14 protein-coding genes are annotated in these 21344 nt (G+C 36.4%); 4 read left to right on the forward strand and 10 right to left on the reverse strand.

Features of this window, described 5'->3' with window-relative positions; all coding sequences use genetic code 11:
• Positions 1-66 precede the first annotated feature (66 nt).
• The gene (locus EHQ16_RS10540; RefSeq protein ID WP_135635787.1) at positions 67-1992 is read left to right on the forward strand and encodes a SpoIIE family protein phosphatase; all 1926 of its coding nucleotides are present in this window, start codon (positions 67-69) and stop codon (positions 1990-1992) included.
• Here the strand turns inward: EHQ16_RS10540 and EHQ16_RS10545 are convergent.
• The 4 genes from EHQ16_RS10545 to EHQ16_RS10560 are packed head-to-tail and all read right to left on the reverse strand — an operon-like array spanning position 1989 to position 9553.
• Positions 1989-4160: a response regulator gene (locus EHQ16_RS10545; protein ID WP_135635785.1), complete on the reverse strand. Its 2172-nt coding sequence runs from the start codon at positions 4158-4160 to the stop codon at positions 1989-1991. The genes EHQ16_RS10540 and EHQ16_RS10545 overlap by 4 nt on opposite strands.
• A 44-nt stretch (positions 4161-4204) precedes the next feature.
• Entirely contained in the window at positions 4205-6130 is a 1926-nt protein-coding gene (locus EHQ16_RS10550; protein ID WP_135635783.1) for a hybrid sensor histidine kinase/response regulator, read from the reverse strand.
• A gap of 8 nt (positions 6131-6138) precedes the next feature.
• On the reverse strand, positions 6139-7005 hold the full coding sequence (locus EHQ16_RS10555; RefSeq protein WP_135635781.1) for a patatin-like phospholipase family protein: 867 nt from the start codon (positions 7003-7005) through the stop codon (positions 6139-6141).
• A gap of 37 nt (positions 7006-7042) precedes the next feature.
• Positions 7043-9553 carry a cation-translocating P-type ATPase gene (locus EHQ16_RS10560; RefSeq protein ID WP_135635779.1) on the reverse strand — a complete coding sequence of 837 codons (2511 nt, stop codon included), beginning with the start codon at positions 9551-9553 and terminating at the stop codon, positions 7043-7045.
• Between the two features lie 54 nt (positions 9554-9607).
• Between EHQ16_RS10560 and EHQ16_RS10565 the strand changes: the two genes are divergently transcribed.
• Entirely contained in the window at positions 9608-10954 is a 1347-nt protein-coding gene (locus EHQ16_RS10565) for a C69 family dipeptidase (protein ID WP_135635777.1), read from the forward strand.
• On the opposite strand, the gene EHQ16_RS10570 is transcribed toward EHQ16_RS10565, so the two are convergent.
• The 6 genes from EHQ16_RS10570 to EHQ16_RS10595 all read right to left on the reverse strand — a co-directional run bounded on the left by EHQ16_RS10570 (position 10934) and on the right by EHQ16_RS10595 (position 19712).
• The gene (locus tag EHQ16_RS10570; RefSeq protein ID WP_167482654.1) at positions 10934-12118 is read right to left on the reverse strand and encodes a glycerate kinase type-2 family protein; all 1185 of its coding nucleotides are present in this window, start codon (positions 12116-12118) and stop codon (positions 10934-10936) included. The genes EHQ16_RS10565 and EHQ16_RS10570 overlap by 21 nt on opposite strands.
• Before the next feature lie 6 nt (positions 12119-12124).
• On the reverse strand, positions 12125-14386 hold the full coding sequence (locus EHQ16_RS10575; RefSeq protein WP_135635774.1) for an NAD(P)-binding domain-containing protein: 2262 nt from the start codon (positions 14384-14386) through the stop codon (positions 12125-12127).
• A gap of 40 nt (positions 14387-14426) precedes the next feature.
• Entirely contained in the window at positions 14427-15731 is a 1305-nt protein-coding gene (locus EHQ16_RS10580) for a sensor histidine kinase (protein WP_135635771.1), read from the reverse strand.
• Complete coding sequence (locus tag EHQ16_RS10585; protein WP_135635768.1) at positions 15728-17614, reverse strand: PP2C family protein-serine/threonine phosphatase; 1887 nt, start codon at positions 17612-17614, stop codon at positions 15728-15730. The genes EHQ16_RS10580 and EHQ16_RS10585 overlap by 4 nt, the downstream gene beginning before the upstream one ends.
• 116 nt (positions 17615-17730) lie before the next feature.
• Positions 17731-19158, reverse strand: a complete 1428-nt coding sequence (locus tag EHQ16_RS10590) for a catalase (protein WP_135635766.1) — start codon at positions 19156-19158, stop codon at positions 17731-17733.
• A 20-nt stretch (positions 19159-19178) separates the two neighbouring features.
• A complete protein-coding gene (locus EHQ16_RS10595; RefSeq protein WP_135635764.1) occupies positions 19179-19712 on the reverse strand; it encodes an ankyrin repeat domain-containing protein in 534 nt (177 codons plus the stop codon).
• Between the two features lie 141 nt (positions 19713-19853).
• On the opposite strand from EHQ16_RS10595, the gene perRA reads away from it, so the two are divergent.
• Both perRA and EHQ16_RS10605 read left to right on the forward strand, forming a co-directional pair.
• A complete protein-coding gene (gene perRA / locus EHQ16_RS10600; RefSeq protein WP_135635762.1) occupies positions 19854-20282 on the forward strand; it encodes a peroxide-responsive transcriptional repressor PerRA in 429 nt (142 codons plus the stop codon).
• Positions 20283-20354: 72 nt separating this feature from the next.
• Positions 20355-21335, forward strand: coding sequence for a ketopantoate reductase family protein (locus EHQ16_RS10605; protein ID WP_135635760.1), 981 nt, complete (start codon positions 20355-20357; stop codon positions 21333-21335).
• The last annotated feature ends 9 nt before the right edge of the window (positions 21336-21344 follow it).

Raw genomic sequence — 21344 nt, forward strand, 5'->3', positions numbered from 1 at the left:
TTCTTCTTACAAGTTTTTTCGGGAATTTCACTTTCTTTCCCCTATCCTCGTCTTATTATAGTGCGGATGTTTCGAAACTGGCTTACTTTTTTTCTTAGCACCCTCTTTCTTTGTTTTCCTCTTTTCTCTTTTCCTCTATCCATAGAAGAATCCAAAAACTATCGAGATATCGGGAAGTATTTTGAATATGTAATTGTACCAGAAAAAGAATCCAGTTTGGATCGAATCCTAAGAGAAGATACTCTTTGGAGGCCAAACCCAAAAGCTACAATTTCTTTTCCGCGCACCAAAGATCCGTTATGGATCAAAATCACTCTCATCCATTACGGAAACTTACCTCATACATTTTTTTTACATTTTTCAAGTCCAGTGATTGATGTTTTTGAGTTACACGCGCAGGTCAAAGGGAAATGGATCACTCAAGTTTCGGGAGAACAAGTTTTACAAAGTAACAAACCCATTTACTCTCATATCCCTGCTTTTCCCATCACACTTTCACCAGACGAAACAAGAACCATCTATGTAAAAATTCATTCTGCAAATCCAATTTTTAATTTTGTTTCGATTTATAACTCAAGAAGATTCATTGCGTATTCAAAGAAACAAGATATATTCTTTGCCGCTTACTTCGGTGCTGGATTTATGATGTTTCTTTTTAGTATCTTTCTTGCTCATACCTTACGATATAAAAAGTTTTTTTATTATTTTTTCTATCTGGCTACCGTTCTTTTAATTAATTCATTTTCCACTGGGTTTATGCAATACATTGAAATCGGAAACAATCATACCTGGAAAAACTATCTTTTCCCAATCACAATTTATCTTACATCTGTATTTGGCTTGTTGTTCACCATAGAATTTCTAGAAACGGAAAAAAACTTTCCGAAAGTCACTCGATTAACCAAAGGATTTATTTTATTATTTATCTTTCTCATCTTCTCTATATTTTTCTTAGAACTTAAAAATTTCATTCAGTTGGGAGTGACCCTTGTTATCATTCCAATTTTATTGGCACTTAGCATTTCAATTATGGCATTTTTCAAAAGTAAAAGAAAACTGGAGGTTATCTTATTTTTATTTGCTTTTGGATCAATTCTTATCGGTGGAGCTCTAAACACATTAACTGTCCAGGGATGGATACGACCGGTTCACTTATCTTCCTATTCACTACCACTAGGTTCGGCGATCGAAGTTTTCTTTTTATCAATGGCTTTGGTTCTAAAAGTTTCAGATTATAGAAAAGCAACGGAGGAAAAACAAGAGTTAGATTTACAATTAAAAATCGCACAGAAACTACAAAACGGACTCCTTCCACAGAAACGTAGTCATGCCAATGGGCATGCATTAGGATTTAGATATTCTCCCGCTTCTGATATTGGTGGTGACTTTGTTCAAATCATTGTTAAAGAAAATGAAATTGGTTTGTTTTTATGTGATGTTTCTGGGCACGGAATTCCTGCGGCCATGATCGCATCCATGACAAAGGTTTCGTTACAAATTTGGGATGATTCATTAGATAAACCAGGTTATGCTGCAGAAAGAATTCGGTTGTCCCTACTCAGTTCTCTTGCAGGACATTTTTTAAGTGCCTTCTTTGTTTATATCAACCAAAAAGAAAAAATAATAAAAATTGCCAATGCCGGCCACCATCCTATGATTTATTTAGATAGAAATGGAAATATAGAACACATCACGAGTCCTGGTAGAGCTATGAATGAATATGTCGAATCCAGACTTATAGAAAAAACGTTACCTTTGCCAAACTCCGGAACTTTGATTCTATATACAGATGGTGTTATTGAAGCACGGAATGCAACACATGGAGAACTTTTCGGTGAAGATCGATTTCATTCCTTATTACAAACTCTAGCAAAACAAAATCCGCAAAGTATTTGTGATGAAGTTATTACAGAAGTTGAAAAATTTCAAAAGTCGAAACGATCAGATGATGATATTACAATTCTTGCCATTTCTTTGGAAAAAGAAATTTAATCTGGCATCCAATTTAATAACTTTTGGTATAAATCATTTGGATAAAAAGGTTTGGAGATAAAATCATCCATTCCCACTGAATGAATTTTTTCCTGTGTTTCCAATTGAGCAGATGCAGTGAGGGCAATGATTGGTATTTGCCTCCATTTTTCAGTTTCACGAATTTGTTTTGTCGCCATATAACCATCAACATTCGGCATATGCAAATCCATAAGAATCAAATCAATATTTGTTTTGGATAACTTGTATAAAACCTCCGCTCCATCAGAAGCCTCTTCAAATTCGACACCCCAACGTTTGAGAAACCGAATGACAATCGAACGATTGATTTCAATATCATCCGCAATTAAGATTCTTTTTCCCACTAGATCTTTGGTTTCTCCCAAAGCAAGTTTGTGAGAGGATGATTTAGAATGACCAATTTTACAAGGGAATGTGAATGAAAACTTAGATCCTTTCCCTAACTCAGATTCTAACACCAACTTTCCTTTCATTAACTCCACAAGCCCTTTCGAAATTGTCAAACCAAGTCCCGAACCACCGTATTTTCTGGTAGTGTCTTGGCTTGCTTGTGTGAATTTTTCGAATACATATTTGAGTTTATCCTGAGAAATACCGATCCCAGTATCTACCACTTCAAAACAAATAACTACATCGTTTTCCGATTTTGAAACTAAAAACACACGAAGAGTAATTGATCCTTCTTCTGTAAACTTTACTGCATTAGATAATAAATTATTCATTACCTGCAACATTCTAGTCGGATCAAAACGAATGAATTCAGGTAAATTCGAATCTATCTCTTCGTTGAAGGATAAAAGTTTTTCCTTGGCTTTGACCGCAAAAGAAGTAGAAATGGAGTTAATAAACTCTTTTAAACTAAAATCGATTTCTTCAATGATAATCATATGTTCTTCGATTTTGTTGAAGTCCAAGATATCATTAATCAAAGTGAGAAGTGTTTCACTGGAAAACCGTAGGTTTTTTAGATATTCAACCTGTTCCGGTTTTGGATTTTCTTCCATAAGTAAGATAGAAAGCCCAATGACTGCGTTGAGCGGAGTTCGTAATTCATGGCTCATACTAGAAAGAAATTCAGACTTTGCACGGTTTGCGTCCTCAGCTCGAACCCTAGAATCAATCAATTCTCTTTCGTATCGAATCATTTGAGAGATATCAAGAGAAACAGATCTGGATCTGATCATCTCATTCGTTTCGGAATAAATAGCAGTTGCGGAAAGATTTAAAAAAAGAGAACTCCCATCTTTACGTAAAACTTCAAATCGTAAGTTTTCAATACTCCCCGTTTTCTTAAACACTGGGAAGTTTTTCTGGAAAGTCTCTCGGCTTTCATCTGTTAGAATGTCAGGCCATTTGATTTTTCCTATCAACTCCTCTGCTGAATAACCAAGCCATTCACATTCAGTGTGATTGACTTTAACAAAGTATCCATTGGCATCTAAACTATGAAATCCAACAGGAGAATTATGATAAAGGTCATCTATTTCGTAGAGACGATCTTCCACCAACTCTTTCTCTACTAAAATTTGTGCATTTCGTTTTAATACAAAAATCATCCATAAGATGAAAATGGATAAAACAAATAAAAAACCGCCTGAAACTGCAACCAAACGAATGGTAAATTTTCGAGCCTTTTCATTTTCAATATTTTCTTTCTCTAACTTTTTACTAAGTAATTTTTTGACTTCTGCACGGAAGACATCCATACGTCTTTTACTTTCTAATAAATCAGCTTTATGAAATATTTTTTTTGAGTAGTTACTTACATACCCATGTATAAATTCCATTTTGGATTGGTTGGCTCGGATGATTAGTTCGAGGTCATCTTTATAAATGTCTTCACATCCAACACGAAGTTCTGTTTCCAGTTTTGCGAGTAAAGTAATAGAATTTTTATAAGGTTCTAAAAAGTCGGGATCACCCGTAAGAAGGTATCCTCGCCCACTAGTCTCCGCATCTTTTAAATAGGATGCATAATCATTTAACTGAGAATTCCAACGACTTTTATCTTCATATGAAATTCGATCCATTCGACTTTCATAGACTTGATAAAAGAAAAAAAAGGAAGAGAAGAAAAGTAATATTAGAAAACCCCATAGGAAACCTATGTAAAGTGACTCAAAGTGTTTTCTAAGGAAATAATTCATAGAAACAAAAATAGGAAATCGAATAACAGGAATTTGTCAATAGATTAAAGCATCGTTCGCCATGCGGGAAAGTACAAATCAAAAGCAGTCCCCTCCCCCAAACTAGAGTTAACTAAAATGGTTCCACCCATTTTTACCATAATTCCATATATGATAGGTAGTCCCAACCCAGTTCCCTTACCTCCCTTTGTAGTAAAAAATGGGTCAAAAATCTTTTCGATAATTTCGGGAGCAATCCCTGAGCCGTTGTCAGCAAAACCCAATTTCCAATATTCTGTATTTTTCATAAATCCAACATGTAATAGTTCCGATTTTTCGTAGGACACCTTGGAAAGAGAAATTGTAATTTTAGGATTCGGAATCTCTTGTAATGCAAACACTGCATTTTCATAAAGATTGGAAAGGATCTGGAAAATTTGAATGGGATCGGCATTTACATAAGCCGGTTCATTTCCTAAATCAGTAAACAAAACAATTTGATTGGAAGATACAACTCTTACCTCTTGTAATACCTGTAAAAGTTGTTCTCTTAGATCCAATTGTTTGGAAACGGAATTATCAATTTTGGAATAAGTAAGAATTTGTTGGATCAAATTTTTAGCTCGATCCAAAGATTTAGAAATTCCTTCAATTGCAGGTAATGATTTTTTGATCGATTCGTTCGCATCATTTTTAGACCATTCCGAATTCAAATACGAAACATAAGCCATCATTGGTGTTAATAGGTTATTAAAATCATGTGCAATCCCACCAGCAAAGGTTCCAAGTGCTTCCAATTTTTGGGACTGGGCATAAGCACGTTCCAATACTATTTTTTCTGTAATATCTTTTGCTTCTAAAACAATATAGATTATTTTTCCAGACGGGTCAGTAAGAGGATAAAAGTCACAATCAAAATATTTTTCTCGTCCATCCGACAAACTATAACTGACAAATACTTCAAAACTTTGGTTCTTTAAGGCCAACTTCATCCCATAAGTCAGTTTTTTAATTGATTCCTCGTCCGAATTGGAAAAAACGGAACGAATTAGTTCTAAACCTTGGATGTCTGTTTCATCTCGTTCGAAAGACAAAACTGCGTTACGATTCATTCTGATTACATGACCTTGTAGGTCTAAAAGAAAAATTGCTTGTGATGAATTATTAAAAATACCTTTGAACAGTTGTTCGTTGACTTGAATTGAATGTTCCAATTCGGTAAGATCAGATATATCATGGATGGTTCCAAAAATACGGTATCTAAAATCGTCAAATCGTTCCGCCTCCAACCATAAATTGACTTTTTTTCTACCAAGTTTTGTATTTAAGGTAACAATCATTTCTTTAGAATGATTGTCTTTTAAAAGTTCTTCCCAAACCACTTTGATATGATCGTGTTCCGGTTCATCTAACAGTGACCAAACCTTTTCCATCAGAGGGATCTCACCAAAATCAAACCCTAAAATTCGATATAACTCCAAAGACCAAAGGGTATTTTTTTCAGGAAAAATAACTTCAAAATGTCCTAAATGAGAAATTTTCTGAGAACGAGTGAGAAGTTCTTCTCCATGAACGAGCATATCCCAGGCTTTTTTTTGAGATAATTTTAATCGATAAGCTTCTAACTCTCGATTCACAACAAACGGAAGTTTAATGATGGATGATTTAGGTAAAAATTCAGAGGCTCCTAAGTTAAGAAACTCGGATGCCGCTTCTTCAGGTAGAAACTCTGTTACAAGAATCACAGGTAAATCAGGATTAACTTCTTTGACTCTGGTGATCACATAACGGCCATCAAAATCCGGAAGATAAAAATCAGAAATTACGATATCCCAAGTTTCATCGGTGATACGTTGTTCAAATTCCGCTTTCCATTCCGCCCTTTCCGAAAAAATAGAAAACCCAAAGTTTTGAAGTACGGAAACAATTGCTTTATATGAAGCAAGTGAATCTTCGACAACAAGTACATTGAGTTTCTTTTGGATGTCCATAAGTTCCTTTACTGATTTAAAAATCCAAATACAGGAAGTTCTAAATCTCCTAAAATTTCTGCTTTGTGACGATAGGCTGTTCCCCGACCTTCTGCAAGAGCAAACTTTCCTTTCGAAAAATCATTAGGAGATAAATAAGGGGTGTTTGTTTCGAGACGGATCAGTTTTTTCCCTTTTTCTCTTGCTAGAAGAGACTTTAAATCCTCAGTTTCAGATTCAATAATCTGAACAGAAGCATCTAACGCTCGCTTCATGGTATTTCGACTGAGTGGCCTATGGTTATTAATTTGATGAATGACAATTCTATCAATACTAGGATCTAAGATTAATTCTTTGATGGGTTCCCCATCACCGATCCCTCCATCTAAAAATTCCTGACCTTGGAATTCTTGCACCTCATACAAAAAAGGAAATGCTATGGATGCCATAACAGCATCCAGGACGTTACCTTCAGTAATGAGTTCTCGTTTATTTTTTGAAAGATTGGAAACTGCGATTCCAAGTTTAATGGGTAAATCGGAAAATTTTTGATTACCCAAGTAAGGATAAAGTATTTTACGTGTGGCTTTCCCTGTAAGAACACCACTGTAACCATTCAAACCTTTGCGTAACAAACGACCAAGCATTGTAAGCGAATTTCCTTCCCAAAAATCCTTTTTCTTTAATCCCAAAACCAAGGATTCAAAATCCACCATTTCGCGACCCGTTGCATACAATGCACCGATCATTGCACCCGAGCTGGAACCTGTGACAATAGCTGGTTTAAAGCCAATTTCTTGTAATCCACGCACAAATCCTGTATGTGCAAAAAAACCAAAAAAGGCAGATTTCAAACAAAGAGCAGAATACTTTTTAGGGAAGAAGAGTTCTATCATAAGCTTTTACTAAGTTTGGAAATAGACTCCATCTATGTCAGCTACGAAGTAATTTCGAAACTAAAAGTTTTGTCATATCGTAGAACAATACTCCCACAAAAGCAACTAGTATCGCTGATGAAAATTGCAGAAAATTGAGTGGGACAAACCGAAACATGGTATTCATTCCCGGCAAATATATGGACAAAACTAGAACAGCGATGGTTCCCGCAAAAACATATCGAATGATTGGGTTAGGAATCCGCATCCGGCTCCACATAGACTCGTGTAAGGAACGGTTGGCCAAAATTAAAAATAAATTCGAAAATACTAATGTAACAAATGTTGCAGTACTGACTACTTGAGGTGGAGAATTTTCCTTCAAAAACCACTCAGTGATCCAATAGGAAGAGACAACGGAAAACAAAGAAAATGCACCTTGGATCAGTGAGTTGATAAACAATTCCCGATCTAAAAGTGGTTCAGCTGTTTCTCTTGGTTTTCGTTTCATCAAATCAGACTCTGCGGATTCCTTTTCGAACACAATTGTACAAGTGGGATCGATGACCATTTCCATAAATACGATATGGATGGCTGATAATACAATGATAGGCCAATCAAAGATAATAGGAAAAAAAGTAATCCCAACAATAGGGATATGAACACCGATTAAATATCCTAATGCCTTTTTTAAATTATCAAAAATTTGTCTCCCAATCCGAACCGATTCCAAAATCGAAGAAAATGAATCATCTAACAAAACTATATCGGCAGCTTCACGTGCCACATCAGTTCCCCTTTCCCCCATAGCCACACCAATATTTGCTGTACGCAAAGCAGGGGCATCATTCACGCCGTCTCCAGTCATTGCGACAATCTCACCATCAGCTTTTAACATTCGAACAATCTGCCATTTGTCATCTGGGCTGACTCTTGAAAAAATATTACACTTTCGAATCACTGATTTCATTTCTGCTTCAGTTAAATTCGAAAATTCTTTTCCAGTATAAACTAAGTCAGAGTCCTTTAATCCGATTTGGCCTGCGATGTTTTTTGCAGTCTCGGGATAATCACCGGTAATCATAATCACTCGAATCCCTGATTCATAGGCAGTTTTCACAGCCAAGGGAACAATCTCTCGGATCGGATCCAAAAATGCCAACAGACCATAAAACAAATACTCACCATCTTTCCGATCCTCTGGGATGTGAATTTGTGAAGATTTGGATCTTGCAACTCCTAAAACACGATATCCATCTTTTGCAAGTTCATTGGTTTTATCTGTCCAAAACCTAGACTCCGATGGATCAAACTGGCAAAGATCAAAAATTGCTTCGGGAGAACCTTTGGCATAACTAATATAAAAATCATCTTCTTTCAAAACACGAACCATTGTTAATTGGTCTGGAGTTAAAGGAAAATCTCGAACCGAAATAAGGGCTGAGTCATTTGTTTGATCATATAAGTGCAAACAATCCGAAATTGCAATATCCATTGGATCAAAACTAGGATGTTTGGATGCAGAATAAGCAATTTGAAGTAAAAACTTTGTTTCCTCTGAGAGTTGTAAATTGGGAGTCAGTTTTACTGTTTCCGATTTAGTAATGACAATCCCTACCGTCATTTTGTTTTGAGTGATGGTGCCTGTTTTATCAGAACAAAGCACTGTGGCAGCACCTAAAGTTTCTATGATAGAAGAACGTCTAACTAAAACATTTTTTGTACTCAAACGAAAAGCCCCGAGTGCAAAAAATATAGTTAATACCAAAGGAAGTTCTTCAGGCATAAGACCGATTGCAAGTGTCAAACCAGAAAGTAAACCTTGTAACCATTGGCTTTTTGCAATCCCAAAGTATAGTGCAAGAACTACACATAAAGAGGCAGCTACAATAAATAAGTTACGAACAAGCCTTGCCACTTCTAATTCAAGTAAGGTTCTACCTACTGTCTCATCAGCAATCTTTCGCCCTATTTTTCCAATTTCCGTCTGATTTCCAACGGCGGTTACACGACAAACCCCTTCTCCACTAACAACTAACGAACCACAAAAAACAATTTCAGATTGTAATTTCGAAACAGAAACAGACTCTCCGGTTAACAGAGATTCATCACAAGAAAAAATCCGATCCGAAATCAGTTCAGAGTCAGCGGGAATCCTGTCCCCTTCGTTTAAAATTAATAAATCACCATAAACAACATCTTTTCCTTCAATGCGAATGATTTGTTTGTCTCGAATGACGTTGGTTCTGGGACTGGCAAGGGAACGAAGAGCAGAGATTGCCGTTTCTGTTTTTTTTTCTTGGATGAAGGTTATTGAAATGATTCCAACAACAGAAAACAAAAGTAAGATTGATTCTCCTAAATCTCCCAAAAGTAAATAAACAATACTTATGGAAATGAGAAGCAAAATCATTGGTTCCGTCACTACCCCAAACAACATCAGAAAGATCCCTTTCTTTTGGGAGGAACTGATTTCATTGGCACCATATTTGATGCGATTTTCTTTAACTTGTTCTTGGGTAAGACCCATAAGGATGAATTCTGAAATTTGTTTTGGGATTGAAGGCATATTCTTAATCGATTTGGTCTTGTTTTTTGAAAGAAATCTGTTTAACATTCTAGAATGTGCGATACCTCTCTTGCCACTGAAAAATTTACCAGTACTCAAAAAAGAATCTTTGCCAAAAACTCAGATCGGGAACCAAACGAAGCACAGTCAATCGTTCATCTCCCTCGAATGGAACATGGGAAAGGATCTTCAGTTCGCACCACATATATTGAAATTCCACAAAACCCAATCACTTACGAAGTATTTTTAAGTAAACCCTTTCATATGTGGGGGGCAGAAATGGGGGTAAATGAATTCGGCCTTTGTATTGGAAACGAAGCTGTATTTACCAACCTCAAAATAAAAAAACAAAACAATGGTTTGACGGGAATGGATTTAATTCGCCTAGCTTTAGAAAGATGTAAATCTGCTAAAGATGGATTATTCCTAATCACAGAATTGTTAGAAACTTATGGACAGGATGCCTGTGGTGGATACGAAAACCGTTCGTTTTTTTACCATAATAGTTTTATCATTGCTGATAGAACCGATGGTTATGTTTTAGAAACAGCTGACAGGTATTGGGTGGCCAAAAAAATAGATTCTTTTTATGCCATATCCAATGGTTTGACCATTGGATCAGATTTCGAATATTCCTCTTCAAACTTAATTGATAAACTAAAAGGAAAACAGGGAAAAGAATTCTCTTTTAAAAATTATTTCAGTGATCATTTTTATACTTACATGAGTCACTGCAAAGACAGAAGGACATTACATCAAAAAACTGCGGAAAATTCCGAGAAAGAAAACGCCAATTATACAATCAAACAATCAATGGATACATTAAAAACACATGCAATTGAAACGGATGAATTTGAACCATCATCTTCCTCAATGAAATCACTTTGTTTACATGCGACAGGACCTACAACTCCAAACCAAACCAATGGAAGTTTAATTGTAGAGTGGGATACTTCAGAAACAAATCAAGATCCTTTGCGAGTTTTTTATACAGGAACATCGACCCCTTGCCTTAGTTTGTTCAAACCATTTTTTTTCGGAACAAAAAACTTCATCAATTCATCGAGCCTGATCTCAGATGCAACTTATTCAGAAACCTTATGGTGGTTACATGAATCAATTGCGAGAAAATCAAATTTTGATTATCAATCCGTAAGATCAATCCTTGTCCCTGCGTTAACTGGGTTACAAGAATCAATTTTAAATATGTCAAAAGAAAATCTTACTCTTCCAAAAAAGGAAGAAACACAATGGAGATTTTTAAAAGATCATGTCAATATTCTAAAAAAAATAGATGAAGAGCTCTTGCAGGTAAAAATAGGAAGGAGCAGATGGCAGAATCCTTTATTCCAAATTTATTGGTCAGGACAAAATAGAAAACTAGGAATTCCTTTCAGCTAACAAAAGAATAATGATATCATTTACATTGGTTCCAGTGGCACCAGTCAAAAGAAGTGCATTTGAATCTTTGAGGATTGGATAGGAGTTTGATCGAATTAGTTCTGTTTCTGGATCCCATCCTTTTTTTTTCATCACACCTAAACTTTCCGGCCCAATGATTCCGCCTGCTGCGTCAGTTGGTCCATCGGTTCCGTCTGTACCGCCGGACAAAACCAACCAATCTCGTTCAGTTTCAAAAGAATCCGTAAGAAGCGCCACTCGTAACGCAGTCTCTTGGTTACGTCCTCCAAGCCCATCTCCATTCACAGTACAAACCAATTCTCCACCAAATAATATGGCCTGTTTGTTTGGATTCGTTTGGGCCAAACTCAATTCTGAAAAAACTTGTTCAGCTGTTTCTTCACTCGACTTATCCCAAGAGCTCGAAACTGTTTTTACTTCATAACCTAAATCCATCGCCTTTTTTTGAATCGCAGTGAGTGAATGAGATAAATTTCCCATAAGATAGTATTCACTTCCTGGATAAGTTGGTGCCGATGCAATCACATTAGGATCATCATCTAACACATCAGATATTACAAAAGTATAGACTTTTAAAAGGGGATTCAGTTTTCCAAGTAACTTACCACCCTTCACGGCTGAGAATTCTTTTCTCCTTCGATTGATTTCTTGGATGGGAAGCCCATCTTTTAATAAAGTTTGATTCAATTGGATGATGTTTTCCAATGTATATCCGGATTCCGGGATCTCAAATAAACTAGAACCTCCTCCTGATAACAAAACAATCAATTGATGGTCTTCACCTAGATCCATTAGTTCTGATAAAACTTCGCGGGAATATTTTTCTGAATTTTCATCTGGAATAGGATGAGAGGATTCTCTACACTTCAAAACACCTAACCTTTCTTTGGATTTGATTTTTTCGGGAAGATGATTGTATTTCGTAAGAATGAACCCTGCATCCACAGGAAAAAAATCCAAAAAAGACAAAGCCATCGAATAAGCCGCTTTGCCTATGGCAAAAACATAATTCTTTTTTTGCGGATTCGAAAATAGATTCGTTAAATCAGGATGTGCTTTCCAAAACGGACCGGAAAGATATTTGGGAGTGGCCGCATAAACACCTTCCCAATATAAGGATTCTATATCTTCCCTTAGATTCACAAAAAACTATTTCCGTAACTTAGCTTGAATGGAATCATAACGAATGCCTGAAGATACAATTTCCCCAAATTCCAAAACATCTGTTGGACATAAAGAAACACAAGCAGAACAACGTACACATTGTACGCTATCCATAGGAATTCCTCGGCTCGCATAACCCATAACATCAATCCCTTGATGGCAATTTTTAGTACAAATATTACAAGAAATACACTTTTTTTTCTCAGAAAAAATTCTGAATCTACTAAACTTTGCGTAGATATGCATGAGCGATGCCAATGGACAAAACATCCGACACCAAATTCTTCCAGAAAATAAAAAATAAAAACCAACACCCACAACACCAGCAAGCCCAATGTCAACGACTAGATCATAAATCCATTTGATGGAATCAGCTATTGATTCACCCATCTCAAGTTCCGGAATGAATGTTTTTCCATAAACACCCAAGAGTTTTAATGCAGTCAGTAAAAAAGCTATAAAAAGAATGTATTGGCCCGAATGTTCCAAACGGTAAGCCCATTTCCCATGTGGCATTTTTTGTCTGTGTTCATCTCCCAAAGTTTCGGCAAGACCACCGCAAGAACAAATCCAACCGCAATAAGCACCTTTTCCATAACGGTATACCAAAAAAGGGATGATACCAAAAGTAAAGAACAATCCGTAACCTAACCAGAAGTTGGTGATTCCACCGTCATACAACACACCCATACTAAGAGGCCATGCCAAAATAAACCCATAAGCCTTCCAGTAGGCATCGTTTGGAAAAATTTCTCGACGAAGAAAACCATCGGGACTCCCTAGGTATCCTAAATCACCCAATGTTGGTAAAATAAGTTCAGGCAAAAGGAACAAAAAGAATATTTGGACAAAAATTAAACTGAGTGTTTGATAAAGTATATAATCAGTTTTTCGAACTTTAATCCTTCGAATTCCAAAAACCAAAATGGTGAGAGAATACAACATGGTGTAATGGAAGGAAGGATATTTACCAAATAAGAGATAACCGAAATATGTAGAAGATAAATAAACGAAAAGAAAATAAAAGAAAACTCCCAAAAGATAGGTATTACGAATCAATATCCATGGTTGAAAATTTTTTACGCCCCTTTTCCACTTTAAAAATATAAAAGAAACCAATCCGAGAATTGTCAAACCAGCAAATCCTGTAGCAACAGGAGAAAACCAACCCGGCCCATAAAATGATGCCTTTCCTAAATAAGCAAGACCGGCAAAGGAAAGGAGAGTGAAAAAACCAATCCAATCTAAAATCGATTTTTCATTCTGAATTTTAATTCCAATTTTTTTAAGAAAGGATATTGGGGCTAAATTTCCAATCAGAATATAAACCAAATCAGCTTTACGTTTGTTAGATGAACCAGGAGAACGCACAAATACATTTTGTTCTGTAATCTCAGTAACTTCAGACTCCAATAAGAGTTTTATTTTTCCCTCTCCAATTTTTTTCTCTAAAAGAATTCTGTTTTTTTCTTTGGGTCTTTGAAGATCTTTTCCGCGATGGATTAGAGTGACTTCATTTGCATAATCGGAACAAAGAATGGCCGCCTCCAAAGCACTATCCCCCCCTCCCACGATAACTACGGATTTGTCTTTTGAATCATAAGGATCAAAAAAACGATAAAAAACATTGGGACTCGACTCACCCTTAACACCCAATCGTTTCGGATCTCCCGATTTTCCAATCGCAATCACCACTGAATGTGTAGAATAAATATCACCAGATTCCGTTTTGACAATGTAGTGTGAACCATTTGATTCAATAGAAGAAACTCGTTTCCCTACTTGTAATTCAATAGGTTCTTTTTTTAATAGTTGATTTAGATATTCTAACAAATCCTCTTTATTAGAATCTTGAATTATAATTTTTGATTTGGAAATTGTTTCTTTGGGTTCTGCAAAGATAGGTTTTTGTTTTGGATAACTTTGGATAGTTTGGAAAGGAAGGTTTGCTTCCAGAACCACATATTTTTTTTTCAATCGATTTGCTTCGTATGCACAAGACAAACCTGCAGGACCTGAACCAATGATCACAACATCCAAAGCCTCTGTTTTATTTTCTCGAATGTGTTTCCAAACATTCACCCCACTTTCGGCAGCGAGTTTAAGTAAAGGAACACCAGTTAGATCTCCAATGATAAATACATTCGAAAGGTTTGTTTCATAAGAATCTGAAACTTCGGGATATATTTCCACAACACCCGTTGGAGCAGATTTGGTTAACCATTGAAAATAAGCTGCAGGCCACATATTTATGATTCGAATACAGGTATAAAAAAAAGAAATGAAATTAACGGGTTAGAGGTAGTTGGATGATAATTTTTGTTCCTTCTTCAGGGCGACTGACTACACGAAGATTGCCACCTTGTTCTTTTAATAATTCCATACAAACTAAAAGCCCAAGACCTGTTCCTTTTTCACCAACAGTTCCAAACCCAGAAGTAAACCGTTTTCCTTCGATTATTTTTTCCAAAAGATCGTTGGTCATTCCTATTCCTTGGTCTAATATTTGAATTTCCATAAATGACGATACCGATTTTGCTTCAACGGCTACCTTTCCTTTAGGATGCGAATATTTTATCGCATTCGATAGTATATTACGCAGCACCGTTGATGTCATCCTTTCATCACAATAAATCGAATCATCGGTAGGAACTTTTGTTTCCCAACGAATTTCTTTATTTGTGGCTTGGATGTTCAATATATCCATTGTATTTTTTAAAAGGACGGATAAACTTACGTTCTTAGGATTACACTGTGTTTTCTTTGTTTCGTTTTGAACCCAATCAAGTAAACTTTCTAATACTAAATAAGATTGGTTTATACTTTTTTTAAGTTCCTTTAATCCTAAAACCAACTCCTCCCTTTCGGGTAAGGAACCAGTCAAATAACCCAAATAATTACTCATCGTTCCCATTGGGCCTTTTAAATCATGAGCAAGGATAGAAAATATACGATCTTTATGATCATTGATTCGGATCATTTCCTTTTGAATCCGATTGATATTTCTTAAAAAATAAAACATAAACAAGGCAACAAAAGACAGACAGGAAACAACAGAATTCACCCGAAACAAATCTTGAATATCTTTTCGATATAAAAGAGTCCCTTCTTTAAACACACCAGGATCGCCAAAAAACTCGAACCAAACATAAAATGAAGTATTCACCAGAAATAAAAAGAGAATCCACCACTTGTCGTCATAAGAAAAAAGAACAAAGGGAATGATAGCAAACACAAGAAAGTAATAATAAAATCCGCCTGAAGTTCCAAAACTAAACGTTGAAACACATAATAACGGTACAGAAATGATGAAGACTAAAATGAATCTTGAAAGAGCATACCTGCCCTTTAGATTGAAATACAAAACCATAAAAAAAACAAAAACAACAATGGTATGAACAAAATTCATAACCTGATAATAAGGAGCTTCGGCGATAGTGAAAAATAAGGAATATTGAACGTTCGAAAAAATTCCCAAAAAAGCGATTAAATTAGAAAGTTGAACACGAACAGAGGACTCTAATCCCAATTGTTCCGTAACTCCTAAATTTAATAACTTTCGGATGCTTAACCTTTCCAGCAAAACATTCATTTGATATCGATCGTAAAGTAAGTTACGTCATCTGACAAACGAAATGCGAAATTTCGAATGTCCTTTTTGATTTTTTCGTTGAGGTCTTTGGGAGGAAGGTTTAGACCCGCAGCCAACTGTTCCTTTAGTCTTAATTCTCCGTACAATTCCCTATTTTTATTTTGGCTCTCGGTAATCCCATCCGTATAAAAGAAAAAACGATCCCCGGGTTTCAAATCCTTTGTGAATGTTTCCACAAGAACATCCTTCTTCCAACCCATGATTGGCCCACGCCCCTCGAGAGGTGTTAAAGAGTTCGAAATGGCATTCATCGAATATGGGCTGGGATGGCCCATCACCGAATATTTTAATATGGATTTTTCTAAATCAAAATGACTAACAACGGCTGTGATATAATTTTTTTCAACGACTGGTAACATCTTTAGATTTAACTCTGACAAAAAAAGCGCAGGGTCTTTTTCTTTAGGTGCAATTTCTAAAAAGTTTACCTTTAACATACTCGCAATTAAAGCAGCGGCAATCCCATGCCCTAAAACATCACATAACAAAAAACTAATGGAACCATCTTTATGGATAAAATAATCAAAATAATCTCCACCAATTTTTTCCATAGGCATAAAAACGGAGGCAACACTAAGGGTATTATGTTTGAATTCCATCGGAGGAATGAGTTTGGATTGTAAACCTGCTGCCATCACCAAATCATCATGTAAAAGTTTATACTGTTTATGTAACTCTTGTGTGCGAAGGGTGACCAACATTTCTAGAGATTCATTTAGGTTTTTAAGTTCCCTTCTTGTTCTTGCACTTTGTAAGGCAATGGCAAACACTCCTGCAAACAAAAAAGTCAAAATTCCATATTGAGTTAAATAGGCATTTTTTCCTGTTAATACATCGGTAATGACATCCGCAATTCCAAAAAATGTTGCCACAAGTGCACCTAAAGAAACAACAATTGCCTCTGCACTTTTTTTATAATTTTTAATTAGTAACTGGAGGAGAATGGGAACCTTTATTCCAAGCAAAAGATACCAAATGTAAACCAGATAAAAACGACTATCTGGATCCATAGAGAATAATTGAAACAACGCAAGCACGGTATCCAAAAAGAAAGTGATCGCCGCAAGTTTAGTAATACGACGATCAAAGAGGCTATGGACAAACAACATAATAAAAACAGGAAAGATAAATTGACTAAAAAACAATAAACGAACAAGGATTTCCGGTTCAATCAAAAGAAAGTGAATTTTATTGAGAACAGGCAATCGCCAACCCACAAAAAATACAGCCGTTCCCGCAAGATACAATCCCGATTTGGAAGAACGATTCAATGCATATCCAATTGCTTGTTGTAAAAAAATCCCAAAAAACAAAGCAAGTATTAGGATTTGATTTACATCTTCATAAACCATTTTGTCTTTGATTTGGTCTTGTGATCCAAAAATAGGAATGGAACGAAATATACCGCACCTAAACTGTGTTTCACGACATTCAATAGCAACAGTCAGTTCATTTTTTCCTTCTGTCACAAAAGAGATTGGAATCTCATAATATCGAACTTTGTGCCAATAAGGATAATAGTCTGGTGAAAAACTCCCAGTGGAACCAATGGATTTTCCATTCCAGAATGTTTGATCAGCGGAATGAATACGATCCATATAGACGGCAAGCGAGGACTCCGGTAAAGTAGGGACTAAAATTTCCAATCGATACTTACCACGTAAAGGGACTTTGTATCCTTGGTTGACCAAAGGAACACCGACTGACACCGGTTTAGGATTCATTTCTCCCTCGGCCTGAAATGTCCAACCCGATTCTAATGATAGAACCTCTGCACTGAGTGATACAGTAGAAAGAAACACGAATGAAAAAACGAGTTTCATGGAATCTCCGGAGAACACCGAAAGGATTGAATAGAATCCACAAAGAAGTGCAAGGATTTTTTCAGAATGATTGGAAAGAGAAAACCCTGCCTACCTTGGCAGACAGGGTTACCGACCTAAAGTCCGGCTTTTTCTGCGATTTTTTTTCCGTATTCAGGATCACATTTGGTAAAGTGTTCCACGTTCTTTTTCACCAAATCCTTGGGAATCCCTTTCATGGTTCCAGCAATTACGGAGGTAAGCCTTTCCTTTTCCTCTGGTTTCAACATTCGATACAAATCACCCGCTTGGGAAAAATCATCATTTTCTTTATGGCTATTGTAACGATCGGCATCACCAGAAATTCGAAGTGGGGGTTCCGCTAACTGCTCGTCTTCTATTGGCCCAGAAAAACCATTTGGTTCATAGTTATCATACGAAGGATTTTCCTCTGAACGATATCCATCCATTTGATAATTTTTTGTTGGACTCAAAGATCGATTTACAGGAATTAGTTGGTAATTTCCACCCAATCTATATCTTTGTGCATCAGGATAAGCAAATAACCTACCTTGCAACATTTTATCAGGAGAAACTCCAATCCCAGGAACCAAATTACTTGGACTAAAAGCTGCTTGTTCCACTTCAAAAAAGTAATTTTTTGGATTTCGATTCAATTCGAGTTCACCTACTTCAATCAAAGGATAATCTTTATGTGACCAAATCTTTGTTAAATCAAAAGGATTTACTTTGTAATTGTCCGCATCCTTTTCTGGCATAATTTGAACACATACTCTCCATTTCGGAAAATCTTTTTTATGAATGGATTCAAACAAATCTCTTGTTGCATAATCTGGATCTGATCCTGCTAGTTCTCCTGCCTTTTCAGGAGTTAAATTTTTAATTCCCTGTTTGGATTTGAAATGAAACTTAACCCAAAATCTTTCGGACTTTTGATTCCAAAAACTAAAAGTATGTGAGCCGTACCCATTCATAAACCGATACCCATCTGGAATCCCTCGGTCACTGAATAAAATTGTAATTTGGTGCATAGCCTCTGGTGCCTGTGACCAATAGTCCCACATTCTAACCGGATTTTTATAGCCAGTGATAGGATCTCTTTTTTGTGAGTGTATGAAGTCAGGAAACTTCAACGGATCTCTTTCAAAAAAGACAGGGGTGTTATTACCAACAACATCCCAAATCCCGTCTTCGGTATAAAACTTCACAGCAAATCCCCTTGGGTCACGTTCAGTATCAGCCGAACCTTTTTCACCTGCAACAGTAGAAAACCGAAGAAATAGAGGTGTTTCTTTTCCTACTTTTTGAAAAACTTTTGCAATGGTGTAATCTGATAAATCTTTTGTTAGACGAAAAACTCCATAAGCACCCGCACCTTTAGCGTGAACCACTCTTTCCGGAATTCTTTCTCGATTGAAATGAGCTAGTTTTTCTATCAAATGGGTATCCTGGATGAGAACAGGTCCTCTTTTTCCTGCGGTTACGCTGTGTTGGTTACTAGAAACAGGTTGTCCGCCTGCTGTTGTTAGTTGATTTTTGCTCATACCTGAGCCTCCTTTTTATTTTAAAAAAAATGATTTCTGAAGATTTCCGAGACATACTGAACCCAAAGTTGCCATCGTTGTTTTTTGCTTTTAGAAGTGTAACTTATCTTTGATTCCAAAATCGCCATTACCTTTCCTCGACCAAACATTGTGGCATAATCGAGAGCAGTGAAACCTTGAGGATTTTTATAATTAGGATCTGCACCAAAGTGCAAGAGTACGGAAACAACCGCTAGGTGTCCTTTAAAGGCAGCTCCCATAAGAATGGAATTTCCGGACCGATCGTTTTCATTGGGGTTACCACCCCATCCAAGCAAATGAGAGACTAGGCTCTCGTGACCATGGTAAGAGGCTAACATCAAAAGGGAATTTCCCTTCTCGTCCCTCCAATCCAAGGCTTCCGGTAATGGCGTTTCTTTGGAAAATCCCTTGAAATCGCCCATCCGTGCAAAACGAAAGGCAGTTTCCTTTTCCGGATCTAACCCACGAATCGTTGATTGAAATTCCTGCCAGGCTAAAGACTCAGTTTCTTGCCAGTGACTTTCCTTTTGCATCTGCTTCCTCTTTCCGGGAGATTCGTTTTATGAACCCCATGTTTAGACTAAGTCTAAATTTATACTAAATTCAACCAAATGATTTTTTAGACTTAGTCTAATTATTGACAAAAAAAAGCATGAGGAGAATTTGAAACTGAGATGGACTTAAGTTACCAAAAAACCAAGGAACTCCTAGAATCCCATGGGATTCGACCGACTTCGCAAAGATTGGAGATGGCACACCTACTCTTGGAACGCCACCAACACCTTTTTGCGGAAGAAGTCTTTCATTTGGTGAATTCACATTTTCCCCATGCATCGCGGGCGACGATTTTTAATAACCTCAAACTCTTTGCTGAAAAGGGAATGCTCGGGACATTAGAATTGAAAAATGGTGTGACTCATTTTGATTCCAACATTGATCCTCACCATCATGCTTTGAATGAAGAGACCGGAGAAATCACAGATGTTGAAATGGATGAAGAACTAGAATCAAAAGTTCTCGCTGAACTGAGAGATAGTTATTTCAAAAAAACCGGAAAAAAATTAGATAACGTAAAACTTGTCATCACACTTAGAGGAAAATAAATTCCTCTAAGCTCTTCGATTTGATTCTAATGATTTTGTTACGGATGTAAACCTAGGTTCATTGATAAACAAATGCAAAACAAAATTCCGACCATTGCCTTTAGTGGAATCGGTTCCGTAACAGTAACCATCATCCATGCACTCTATCAAAACAAAATTCCTTTCAAAATTCTTTGTCGGAATCCAGATAGATTTCAATCCTTAAGCAAAACACCGATTCGATTCCAAGGCCCAAATGGAAAAATAACTTCCATAGATTTAAATAACCATCTAACACTTGCTCATACAGAAACTGAAAAATTCGATTATATATTGATTGGCTGTAAAAATCAAAATCTCAAAGAATACCTAGAGGAAACCAAATCTTTTCTTTCGCCAAAAGGGAAATGGATCCTCATCCAAAATGGAATTCCCGAATCAAACTTTAAATCCTATCAAAACCAAATCATCGGCGGGGTGGTTGGTTGGAATACCCAAACACTTATCGATGGATTGTATTACCAATCCAATGTGGGTAGCCTTATTTTAGGAGAGATGTCAAATGAAACTCCAAATCCTATTTGGAACCAAATTCTCCCACCACACTTACCAGTGATCTTAACAGACAAACTAATGGGATACAGATGGCATAAACTAGCAATTAACGCCATTATTAATGGCCTTGCTGCTTCCAAAAGACAAAGTTTAGGAGAATTATTCCTGAACTACCAGTCGAGAAAAGAAGCATTGGAAACACTAACAGAAATCAAACAAGTCATTCAAAAATTAGATATAAAAGAAGAAGTTGTTCCCGGATCTTTCCCCATTCAAAAGTTAGGTGGCGGGAACGGAGCTTTACCAACTTGGATTCGTCACCTAATCCTTATCATTCTGGGATTAAAGTATTTTAGAATTCGCACTTCAATGGTTCAAGATTTAGACAATGGTAGAAAAACAGAAATTGACTATATCAATGGAGAAGTGGTAAAAACGGCGAGAGAAATAGGTTTGTCTGTTCCCAAAAACGAATGGATTGTATCCCGGGTCAAAGAACAAAGTAACAAAACAAATTAAATCGTTTTG

The sequence above is a fragment of the Leptospira kanakyensis genome, assembly GCF_004769235.1.
Taxonomy (GTDB): domain Bacteria; phylum Spirochaetota; class Leptospiria; order Leptospirales; family Leptospiraceae; genus Leptospira_A; species Leptospira_A kanakyensis.